The following is an 11,247-nucleotide window of genomic DNA, read 5'->3' on the forward strand; positions in this document are numbered from 1 at the left end:
AGTACCATTATGAAAGCATTAATGTTTGGATGGGAATTTCCTCCTCATATCTTGGGCGGTTTAGGAACGGCCAGTTTCGGTTTGACACGAGGCATGGCAATGCAGCCCGATATGGATATTACTTTTTGTATACCGAAGCCCTGGGGCGATGAAGACCAGAGCTTTCTAAAGATAGTGGGTGTCAACCAAGTTCCGATTGTTTGGAAGGATGTTGACCATGAATATGTACAGCAACGGGTTTCCAAAGCGGGAATGAATGCTGATCAGTATTATAAGTACCGGGATCATATTTATGCGGATTTTAGTTACCGCCATGTGAATGATTTAGGTTGCCTTGAGTTCTCCGGACGTTATCCGGATAATCTTTTGGAAGAGATTAATAACTATTCGATCGTTGCGGGAGTAATCGCTCGTACGGAAGAGTATGATATCATCCATGCGCATGACTGGTTGACTTATCCGGCGGGTATTCACGCTAAAAATGTGAGTGGTAAGCCTTTGGTAATCCATGTTCATGCTACGGATTACGATCGTAGCCGCGGAAATGTGAATCCGGATGTCTATGCGATTGAGAAGAATGGTATGGACAATGCAGACCATATCATAACGGTGAGTAATTTGACTCGTCAGACGGTGATCGAGAAATATCATCAAGATCCCGCTAAGGTAACGACCGTACATAACGCCGTAGAGCCTTTAAGTCCTGAGATTTTGGCGATCCCGGATAAAAAGGGTGTAAAAGATAAGGTTATTACCTTTTTAGGTCGTATCACGATGCAGAAAGGGCCGGAATATTTCGTTGAGGCTGCCGCAAAGGTTTTGGCTAAGGCTCCTTACGCACGTTTCGTGATGGCTGGTAGTGGTGATATGATGAATCAAATGATTCGTTTGGCTGCGGCACGTAATATTTCAGATCGTTTCCACTTTACCGGATTTATGAAGGGCAAGCAGGTATACGAGGTGTTGAAAGCCAGTGACGTATATGTGATGCCTTCGGTTTCTGAGCCTTTTGGTATCTCTCCGTTGGAAGCAATGCAATGTGGTGTACCCTCTATCATTTCTAAACAATCGGGTTGCGCTGAGATCTTGGATTATGCGATTAAGGTGGATTATTGGGATATAGAGGCGTTAGCGGATGCCATGTATTCTATTATCACTTATCCTGCCATGCATGAGTTCTTGAAAGTGGAAGGCAAGAAAGAGGTAGATAATATCAAATGGGAATATGCCGGACAAAAGGTTCGTCGTATTTACGATAATGTGATAGGTAATAAATAAATTAACGACAAGACAAAAATAAAACAAACAATATTATGAAAACGATCTGCTTTTATTTTCAAATACATCAGCCGTTCCGTTTAAAAAGATATCGCTTCTTCGATATAGGTAACGACCATTATTATTACGATGATTTCCAGAACGAGGAGATTATCCATCGTATCGCTGAACAATGTTATTTGCCGGCTAACCGGACTATTTTGGAGATGATCAAGACCAGTGGTGGTAAGTTTAAGGTAGCGTTCTCTATTTCCGGCGTAGCGTTGGAACAGATGGAAATTTATACACCGGAAGTGATCGATAGCTTTAAGGAATTGGCGGCTACAGGGAATGTAGAATTCCTGTCTGAGACGTATGCTCATTCTCTTTCTTCTTTGGGAGATCCCGAGGAGTTCAAGCATCAAGTAAAGAAACAAGAAGATAAGATTAAGACTTTATTCGGGGTTAAACCGAAAGTGTTCCGTAATACGGAGTTGATCTACTCGGATGATATTTCCGCTATGGTTTCCGAGATGGGCTATAAGGGTATGTTGACAGAGGGTGCTAAGCATATCTTAGGCTGGAAGAGTCCGAACTATATGTATTCTTCTTGCGTAGCTCCGAAGTTGAGCTTATTATTGAAGAATGACCGTTTCAGCGAGGATTTATCGAATCGTTTTAGTGATTATAGTTGGAATGAGTATCCTTTGACGGCCGATAAATATATGTCATGGATCGCTGCTACTCCGGATTCAGAGCAAATCATTAATTTGTTTATGAATTATGAGGTATTGGGATCTTTGCATCCTGCTTCAACCGGTATTTTTGAGTTCTTCAAGGCTTTGCCTCGTTTTGCGGCGGATAAGGGGATTAGTTTCTCTACTCCATCGGAGGTATTTAAGTTGATGAAACCGGTAGATTCTATCTCTGTGCCGTATCCGATGTCATGGGTAGATGAAGAGAGAGATTGTAGCTCATGGTTGGGTAATGTTTTGCAACAGGAAGCTTTCCGTAAGATTAACGAGATCGGTGAGCGTGTCCGCTTGTGCCAGACTCGTCGTATCCGTCAAGATTGGTATTATTTGCAGAGTAGCGATCATTTTTACTATATGAGTACAAAGCATATGGGACAGGGAGGCTTTAGCCCTTACGATAATCCGTATGACGCCTTTAATAATTATATGAATGTTCTTTCCGATTTCATTGTTCGTGTAAATGCGGAATTTCCGGAAAATATAGAGAATGAGGAATTGAATTCATTGCTTTCTACGATTAAGAATCAAGGAGAGGAGATCGAGAGTTTACAGAAGGAATTAGATAAATTAAAAAAGAAGGCGGCGAAGAAATAAGTCGTTTTCGTTAATTGATTTGACTAGACTATTTTTGGAGAGTGACGGGTCCTAAAAGGACCCGTTATTTTTTTGTCTTTAATAGGGGCATAAAAAAAGCGAGATATTTTTAATCTCGCTTTTTGTTATATGGCTCTATCTAGCATATTCACATGACGTAATACCAATTTTCATCACCTCTTCATCCTTTCGTATCTTTACTCCTGAAGGAGCTAGATAATTCGTAATGGCTGTTGTAACAACTGTACTTTGGCCGTAACTGTTGTTTGTGGTCGTTGTCCGGTCAACAGGGATGAGAAGTAGACTCAAGTCTTTGTCCGGATTATTCTCCATCTGATATTTTACTAAATTGGCAAGATTCGGGAATGAGTACGTACGGGTAGTCGCATCGTAAACCTTGGATAGAAACGAGGTTATATTATTGTCAATCTGATTACCCTCAAAAAAACTTTTTACAGAATCCTCTGGCAAGATCAATAAATAAGGAGGAGGAGCCAATGCGTATTGCCAATCTTCTTGCGGCATCGCTTTTAACTCTAGTGGTAAATTATTTACAATACGTTTTTCCATGATCGGAGTAATTTCCTTTGTTGGAAGAACGATGCGTGTACAAACACCGGCTGGAGTCTTAAAAAAAGCATAGCTGTCGTTCGGTTGGAGCAATTGACTCATATCCGTGTTTTTAAAGCGACTTAGTTGAATAACCTCTTTAGTGATGGAGAAAGCTTCCCATGTGGTTATTAAAGAGTCTTTTCCTGCTGTGCTTTTAACCGCATGGTTATAATATATCTTAAGGACAGAGCTAGCCACGGACAATATATTACCACTACCGAAGGTAGTTGTTACATAAAGTCCCGGGAAAAACTCATTAAAAGTTTCTTGATTCTTGAATGTACCCGGATTATTAATCGTTTCATCATAAAATTTTTGTCCGAACTCAGTAGGCATTTTTATGCTTACATGAGGGTTGTAACTGTCAGTGTTTCTAAGGGAGTCGGAAATGCTAGTATTATAAGCTGTATAAGCTTGAGCACCCATTGACTCTTGCATATTGCAATATTGCCTAGGGTCAATATTTGTATAAAAATTCTTTTGTAACGGACTTGTAATTTTAAAGATCTCCGCACGCATAGGTGCCAAAGAATCTCCTACCCATACACCATTTTTATTAGAACCATTATAATATATATTGAATTCTACCGAATCAATTTTCCCCTCATAAGGTGTATGCGCAAATTGAAAATCATTCGGACAATAGAATTGGCACATATAATCCGATACAAGGTTACCATACAGCGGATCGTAGAGTTCACCCAGCTGGGCACTAGTAGACCTTGCGTAAATAGAATCTAATTGCATCGTAGTGGCTTGTATCCGGAACGTGTCCGTATATACCGCAATTGTATCGTCGCCTGGCTGAATACTTGTTCCTATCGAACTCAAATCATCATTACACCCGGCCAAAAAGCTAGTACCAAGGCCAAGTCCAAGTATTAAAAGCTTGATTTTCATTACTGCATTTATTATTTCGTGTTAGAATCCAATACCACGTCGTAGAACTTATTGAACTCGTCCATATAAGTTTCCGGTGACTGATAGGGAAGGAAAGGAGTATCTTTCTTGGCTGAGATATAATCAAGGACTTCTTGATTGATCGTCTCGCTACCTTGGATTATACCATCGGCGAAATCAATCGCTAATTTGGTTAGGCTCACAAAACTCGTATCTGTCTTGATTAACTTCAAGTCAGCTTCTTTGGCACCGTCCGCCTTCAGTTTTGTTGCGAAATCTTTGTTTAGCGGGTTCTTGAAATCATCGTTGTAGATCGAATAAACGATTTTTGCGTTACGTAGGCACGGGTCATCGGCATACATTCTCTTGATGTAAAGAGCCGTTAACGCTGACATCCAGCCATGACAGTGGATTACGTCAGGAATCCAACGCAATTTTTTTATGGTTTCCAATACTCCGCGTACATAGAAGATTGAACGATCGTCATTATCTTCATACTCATTTCCATTCTCATCGCTGACTGAGGATTTCCGTTGGAAGAAATCCTCGTTGTCAATAAAGTAAACCTGCATCCGGGCCGATTGAATGGATGCTACCTTAATGATCAGAGGATGGTCCGTGTCGTCAATAATAAGATTCATACCAGATAGACGGATAACCTCGTGCAACTGATTGCGGCGCTCGTTGATATTTCCGAATTTTGGCATGAATGTCCTGATTTCGCGACCACGCTCCTGAATTCCTTGCGGCAAATTTCTACATATTGTCGCAATCTCGGATTCGGGAAGGTAGGGAGTGATTTCTTGGGCTATAAACAAGATTTTTTTTGCATCCATTCTGTAAACTAGTTTTATAAAGACGCTACAAAGATACGAAAAATCTTTTATTTACGGTAATTATTTAGTTGCTTTGCACCGTCAATTAAGCATCTATCTGATGAAAATAGTAAATAGTATTAAAGAATTGAAGTCTTATCTTGCTGATTTAAAGCAAGATAATAAGAAAATTGGCTTTGTTCCTACCATGGGAGCACTGCATAATGGACATCTTAGCTTGATACAGCATTGCGTGAAAAACAATGATGTATGTGTAGTTAGTGTTTTTGTAAATCCAACCCAATTTAATGACAAACACGACTTGGAAACGTATCCCCGTACGTTGGAGGCTGATTGTTCGTTATTAGAATCTGCCGGTTGTGATTATGTGTTTGCTCCCTCTGTAGAAGAGATGTATCCGGAGCCTGATACCCGTACGTTTGATTTGGGAACGGTGTCAGAGGTGATGGAAGGCGCTAAGCGCCCGGGGCATTTTAACGGCGTAGCGCAGGTGGTAAGTAAATTGTTCAATATCGTGGAGCCGGATAACGCTTATTTCGGGGAAAAGGATTTCCAGCAGATCGCTGTGATCCGGGCGATGGTGAGACAATTGAATATCCCTGTAACGATCAATGCTTGTCCGATCGTTCGTGAGGACGATGGCTTGGCCTTGAGTAGCCGGAATACCCGTTTGACACCGGAACAACGTCAAAAAGCTCCGTTAATTGCTCGTACGTTAGAAGAAAGTACTACCTTTGTACCTGAAAAAAGCGTACAAGAAATTATTGACTATGTTGTCAATACAATTAATAGCGATCCTGTCATGGAAGTTGAGTACTATGAGATCGTAGATGGCAATACGTTAGAGTCTATCAAGAACTGGTCAGATACCGATTATCCGGTAGGTTGCATCACAGTATATTGCGGAGATGTACGTTTGATCGACAATATCAAATACTAATTATAAGTCATACATGTTTATAGAGGTAGTAAAGTCAAAAATTCACCGGGTAACGGTAACGGAAGCTAACTTAAACTATATCGGTAGCATCACTATCGATGAGGATTTGTTGGATGCCGCTAATTTGATTGCGAACGAGAAGGTCTCGATCGTGAATAATAATAACGGAGAACGTTTTGAGACGTATATTATCAAGGGCGAACGTGGCTCAGGAGTGGTCTGCTTGAATGGAGCGGCTGCCCGTAAGGCTCAACCCGGAGATATTATAATCGTTATGTCGTATGCCATGATGGATTTCGAGGAGGCGAAGACATTCAAGCCTTCCGTGGTATTTCCCGATACGACGACAAATAAGTTGATATAGCATCAGACGCTAGACTTTGTAGGGATCTCTAATCATAAGAAAAGCTCGTCGGGGATGCGACGGGCTTTTTTTATCTTCACAAATTTAGGTAATAAGCGAGTTATGTACACGAACAGGAAAATATGGAATGTTAGTTACCCGATCTTTTTGAGCTTGTTGGCGCAAAACGTGATAAACGTGACCGATACGGCTTTTCTAGGTAGGGTCGGTGAAGTCGAATTGGGAGCCTCCGCTATGGGAGGGCTTTATTATATCTGCGCTTTTACGATCGCCTTCGGTTTCAGTACGGGATCTCAAATCGTGATTGGCCGTAGAAATGGAGAGGGACGTTATGGCCAGATAGGGCCTGTCATGATACAAGGCGTTTTCTTCCTATTGTCGCTGGCTGCTATATTGTTCTTGTTTTCTCGTTTTTTTGCGGGAGACGTGATGCGTGTATTGATTTCTTCGGATGCTATCTTGAATGCTACGGAGGAATTTTTGGCTTGGCGTGTGTTTGGCTTCTTCTTCTCTTTCGTGAACGTGATGTTCCGGGCTCTTTTTATTGGTATTACCCGTACAAAGGTGCTGATATTGAACGCTGTCTTGATGGCGATGACAAATGTCTTATTGGATTATCTTTTGATTTTTGGACATGTCGGATTTCCAAAGATGGGTATTCAAGGGGCGGCTATCGCTTCTGTTATAGCCGAGGCGGTATCGATTCTCTTTTTCGTGGTTTACACGAGACTTACTATAGATATACGTAAGTATGCGCTTAACCAGGTTCGTTCTTTCGATTTGGGCTTGTTGAAACGGGTGCTGGATATTTCCGTGTTTACGATGTTACAATATTTTTTGTCTATCGCTACTTGGTTTATGTTTTTTATCGCTGTGGAGCATTTGGGGCAACGGGAGTTGGCGGTGGCGAATATCGTGCGTAGTATTTACGTCGTGATGTTGATTCCCGTTAATTCCTTAGCGACCACAACAAACACGTTCGTGAGTAATAGTCTTGGGGTGGGAGCGATCGATCAAGTTATACCGACTATTTGGAAGGTCTGTAAATTATCATTGGGTATTATGGTCGTGTTTGCCGCTATTGTCAGTTTGATGCCAGGATGGGTCGTGTCTGTTTATACGAATGACGCTTCATTGGTGGTAGCCTCGATTCCATCCGTCTATGTGATTGTCGGTTCTTTATTGATCGGATCGGTGGCTAATGTGGTGTTCAATGGGGTGTCGGGTACGGGAAATACACGTTCGGCGCTTTTTATGGAAGCAGTGGTATTGATTCTGTATGTACTTTTTGTATATGTTGTGGGAATGCGTTTGCGTTTGCCGGTAGCCGTATGCTTTTTGACGGAGGCTATTTACTATACCGGATTACTCTTTGTCAGCGTAATCTATTTAAAGAAAGCCTCTTGGCAGAATAAGAGAATATAAGTATATGAAGGGAAAAACACGTACGTTTTTTATCATGCGATCCGTTTTTTCTGCGAGGTTTGTCGTAAAATCTCTTGCTTGAATAATATTGAGATCTCGGTCGCTTTTTTTGCCAGTATGACTTCCTGTTATGCGAGAAGTTTGGGAAGTAGCTTTGCGGAAAGACTTTTTTTGTGAGTTCTCGTTAATGGCGATCGCTTCGATCGGGGCGTTTTGTATTGGGGAGTATCCCGAGGCCGTAGCCGTGAAGCTTTCTTATGCGGTAGGAATGTAGGTGTATCTTTGCTGGCGGTTCTTAATTCAGTCCGTATACTAAAACGCTGAGAAGTGAAGAATTTCGAGATCGCTTTCATCGCATACTCATCTCTTTTTCGTACCTTTGTCCCTTAATCCAGTAGAAAATAATATAAATACACATACGAATTATGTTTGAGAACTTAAGCGAAAGGTTAGACAGATCGTTTAAACTGTTGAAGGGCGAAGGCAAGATTACCGAGATCAATGTGGCGGAAACATTGAAGGATGTGCGTAAAGCGTTGTTGGATGCCGACGTCAATTATAAGGTTGCCAAGAGTTTTACGGATACGGTAAAAGAGAAGGCTTTAGGACAGAACGTGCTTACATCGGTTAAGCCTAGTCAGTTAATGGTTAAGATTGTTCACGATGAGTTGGCTCGTTTGATGGGCGGTACGGCGGTTGACGTAAATTTGCAGGGAAATCCCGCCATTATATTGATGTCCGGTTTGCAAGGTTCGGGTAAGACTACTTTTACTGGTAAACTAGCGTCTTTATTAAAGACCAAGAAAAATAAGAAACCGTTATTGGCCGCTTGCGACGTGTATCGTCCGGCTGCTATTGAGCAGTTGCGTGTAGTCGGAGAGCAGGTAGGTGTTCCGGTATACATGGAATTGGAGAATAAGAATCCGGTAGAGATCGCTATGAACGCTATCTGCGAGGCACGGGCGAAAGGTAATGACGTCGTGATCGTGGATACCGCTGGTCGTTTGGCTATCGACGAGCAGATGATGAACGAGATCGCCGCTATCAAGAGCGCTATCCAGCCGGATGAGACCTTGTTCGTGGTAGATGCCATGACGGGGCAGGATGCCGTGAATACCGCAAGGGAATTTAATGAGCGACTGAACTTCGACGGTGTCGTGCTTACGAAGTTGGATGGTGATACCCGTGGTGGTGCCGCTTTGTCGATCCGTACGGTTGTGGATAAGCCTATTAAGTTTGTCGGTACGGGCGAGAAGATGGATGCCTTGGATATTTTCCACCCTGAGCGTATGGCGGATCGAATCTTGGGCATGGGTGATATCGTGTCTTTGGTGGAACGTGCCCAAGAGCAATATGACGAGGAAGAAGCGAAACGTTTGCAGAAGAAGATCGCTAAGAACCAGTTCGATTTTAACGACTTTATCTCCCAAATCCAACAGATCAAGAAGATGGGTAACTTGAAAGAGCTGGCATCTATGATCCCGGGCGTAGGCAAGGCCCTGAAAGATGTGGATATCGATGATAACGCATTCAAGAGTATCGAGGCTATCATTTATTCAATGACTCCGGACGAGCGTAGCAATCCTGCTATCTTGAATGGCTCACGCCGTCAGCGTATCGCCAAAGGTAGTGGGACGAGTATTCAGGAGGTCAACAAGTTGATCAAGCAATTTGATGAGACCCGTAAGATGATGCGTATGCTTACTTCCGCAAAGTCAGGCAAGATGAAGCTACCTTCGATGAAGCCCTCGTTCAGACGTTAATTAACAGGAGACAATCAATAATATGGAAGAACAACATTATCAATTACTGGATGGTAAGGCCGTTTCCGCTCAGATGAAGAAGGAGATGGCTGAGGAGGTAGCCCAGATCAAGGCTGCCGAAGGTAAGATCCCTCACTTGGCCGCTATTTTGGTGGGCCATGACGGTGGTAGCGAGACTTATGTGGCTAGTAAAGTCAAGACTTGTCAGGAGATTGGTTTTAAGTCTACCTTAATTCGCTTTGAGGAGGATGTTACGGAGGAAGAATTGCTTCGTAAGGTCGATGAGTTAAATAATGATCCGGATGTGGATGGTTTTATCGTACAGCTTCCGCTTCCGAAACATATATCCGAGCAGAAGGTGATTGAGGCGATCGATTATCGTAAAGACGTGGATGGTTTCCATCCGATTAACGTGGGACGTATGTCTATCGGTTTACCTTGTTTCGTATCGGCTACGCCTGCCGGTATCTTGGAATTATTGAAGCGTTATCATATCGAGACGCAAGGAAAGCATTGCGTGGTTTTGGGACGCAGCAATATTGTCGGCAAGCCGATGGCTACCTTGATGATGCAGAAATCTTATCCGGGCGATTGTACGGTGACCGTATGCCATAGTCGTTCTAAGAACTTGAAGGAGATGTGCCTGTCTGCTGATATTATTATCGTGGCTTTAGGTGTTCCTGAATTCTTGAAAGGGGATATGGTGAAGGAAGGCGCCGTGATCGTTGACGTGGGAACAACCCGTATGCCAAGCAGCGTAACCAAGAGCGGATTTAAGTTAACGGGAGATGTCTTGTTTAACGAGGTCGCTCCTAAATGTTCCTATATCACTCCGGTTCCGGGTGGCGTAGGGCCTATGACAATCATTTCTTTGATGCGTAACACATTGTTAGCGGGAAAGAAAGCGATCTATAAATAAAAAGAGAATGTGCCAAAATGTAGTATCATGGTATGCTGATGATACGACATTTTGGCATACTTTCTACTTTCGGCAATCCACCTTGAGCAAGCATCTTTCTCTAGGTTGGTATCTATCAATGTTCATACTTTTGGAACTATTGTTTATCTATTATTAAAATTAAATCTATTACTTATGAAACAACGGAAAGAAAAACCACAAATCCGTCTTTGGTTACTTTTATATCGCATGTGCTTTTTGGAGTTGTGAATCCCTCAATATGGAAATGCTACCGATCGTGGTACTGGAGGCATGGGAAAACGTTATTATATTGGAGACCTTTGGTATTTTGAGTTTCCTCATCTAAAAGATATCTATGCTCCCATGTCTAATTTGAATATAGCAGAGAAGTCTTATCTGGAATATGCCTTGCAAACCATAACTCAAAGACCAGCGGATTTTAGCAAGGTCTACCAAAAATTGTTAGCTACAAAGAAACTTATAAAATTTCAGATCAATCCGAAAGCAATATCCAATGCCCAATACAATAAAGACAACATCTCCATTGAGTTTAAAGACTCTTACGTTATAGATGGCGACAAGTTGATGGAAGAGTTACTCCATGCCGCTCAGCATCTGGTTTATTATGGTGAGGTAATGGATAATAAATATAGGTATTATGAGTTTGAGGTGAAGTGCTTTTGAGATTGCTCGTATTGGATGCAACAGAATATGATAAATTAGATTATCCAGCAATTTCGTATTATGCGACACTGACTGATTCTTCTATCTTTTCTGATTATGAAACTTTTATTGAAAAAATATATAAGGCGGGATTCTTTTCTAGGTGACATGATACAGATTTACTTCACACGCAATTAACAATTAAAAGAACGTGTGTAA

11 protein-coding genes are annotated in these 11,247 nt (G+C 41.9%); 9 read left to right on the plus strand and 2 right to left on the minus strand.

Features of this window, described 5'->3' with window-relative positions:
• Positions 1-9: 9 nt before the first annotated feature.
• Both E5342_RS07580 and E5342_RS07585 read left to right on the plus strand, forming a co-directional pair.
• On the plus strand, positions 10-1,278 hold the full coding sequence (locus E5342_RS07580) for a glycosyltransferase (RefSeq protein WP_121736131.1): 1,269 nt from the start codon (positions 10-12) through the stop codon (positions 1,276-1,278).
• A gap of 35 nt (positions 1,279-1,313) precedes the next feature.
• On the plus strand, positions 1,314-2,606 hold the full coding sequence (locus tag E5342_RS07585; protein ID WP_121736132.1) for a glycoside hydrolase family 57 protein: 1,293 nt from the start codon (positions 1,314-1,316) through the stop codon (positions 2,604-2,606).
• Positions 2,607-2,741: 135 nt separating this feature from the next.
• Here E5342_RS07585 and E5342_RS07590 read toward each other — a convergent pair whose 3' ends face one another.
• Positions 2,742-4,118 carry a DUF4270 domain-containing protein gene (locus E5342_RS07590; RefSeq protein WP_121736133.1) on the minus strand — a complete coding sequence of 459 codons (1,377 nt, stop codon included), beginning with the start codon at positions 4,116-4,118 and terminating at the stop codon, positions 2,742-2,744.
• 11 nt (positions 4,119-4,129) lie between these two features.
• The gene (locus tag E5342_RS07595) at positions 4,130-4,954 is read right to left on the minus strand and encodes a glycogen/starch synthase (RefSeq protein WP_121736134.1); all 825 of its coding nucleotides are present in this window, start codon (positions 4,952-4,954) and stop codon (positions 4,130-4,132) included.
• A 100-nt stretch (positions 4,955-5,054) separates the two neighbouring features.
• Here E5342_RS07595 and panC point away from each other — a divergent pair, with 100 nt between their 5' ends.
• The 7 genes from panC to E5342_RS07625 all read left to right on the plus strand — a co-directional run bounded on the left by panC (position 5,055) and on the right by E5342_RS07625 (position 11,049).
• Positions 5,055-5,894, plus strand: a complete 840-nt coding sequence (gene panC / locus E5342_RS07600; protein ID WP_121736135.1) for a pantoate--beta-alanine ligase — start codon at positions 5,055-5,057, stop codon at positions 5,892-5,894.
• 13 nt (positions 5,895-5,907) lie between these two features.
• Positions 5,908-6,258, plus strand: a complete 351-nt coding sequence (panD, locus tag E5342_RS07605; RefSeq protein ID WP_121736136.1) for an aspartate 1-decarboxylase — start codon at positions 5,908-5,910, stop codon at positions 6,256-6,258.
• 102 nt (positions 6,259-6,360) lie between these two features.
• Positions 6,361-7,683: an MATE family efflux transporter gene (locus tag E5342_RS07610; protein WP_121736137.1), complete on the plus strand. Its 1,323-nt coding sequence runs from the start codon at positions 6,361-6,363 to the stop codon at positions 7,681-7,683.
• Positions 7,684-7,813: 130 nt separating this feature from the next.
• A complete protein-coding gene (locus E5342_RS19325) occupies positions 7,814-7,957 on the plus strand; it encodes a hypothetical protein (RefSeq protein ID WP_168354463.1) in 144 nt (47 codons plus the stop codon).
• 151 nt (positions 7,958-8,108) lie between these two features.
• Positions 8,109-9,446 carry a signal recognition particle protein gene (ffh, locus tag E5342_RS07615; RefSeq protein WP_121736138.1) on the plus strand — a complete coding sequence of 446 codons (1,338 nt, stop codon included), beginning with the start codon at positions 8,109-8,111 and terminating at the stop codon, positions 9,444-9,446.
• A 22-nt stretch (positions 9,447-9,468) separates the two neighbouring features.
• On the plus strand, positions 9,469-10,365 hold the full coding sequence (gene folD / locus E5342_RS07620; RefSeq protein WP_121736139.1) for a bifunctional methylenetetrahydrofolate dehydrogenase/methenyltetrahydrofolate cyclohydrolase FolD: 897 nt from the start codon (positions 9,469-9,471) through the stop codon (positions 10,363-10,365).
• Positions 10,366-10,728: 363 nt separating this feature from the next.
• Positions 10,729-11,049 (plus strand): hypothetical protein, encoded by a 321-nt coding sequence (locus E5342_RS07625; RefSeq protein WP_135959132.1) that lies wholly within the window; start codon positions 10,729-10,731, stop codon positions 11,047-11,049.
• Positions 11,050-11,247 lie beyond the last annotated feature (198 nt).

The sequence above is a fragment of the Parabacteroides distasonis genome, from assembly GCF_004793765.1.
GTDB classification, from domain to species: Bacteria; Bacteroidota; Bacteroidia; order Bacteroidales; family Tannerellaceae; genus Parabacteroides; species Parabacteroides distasonis_A.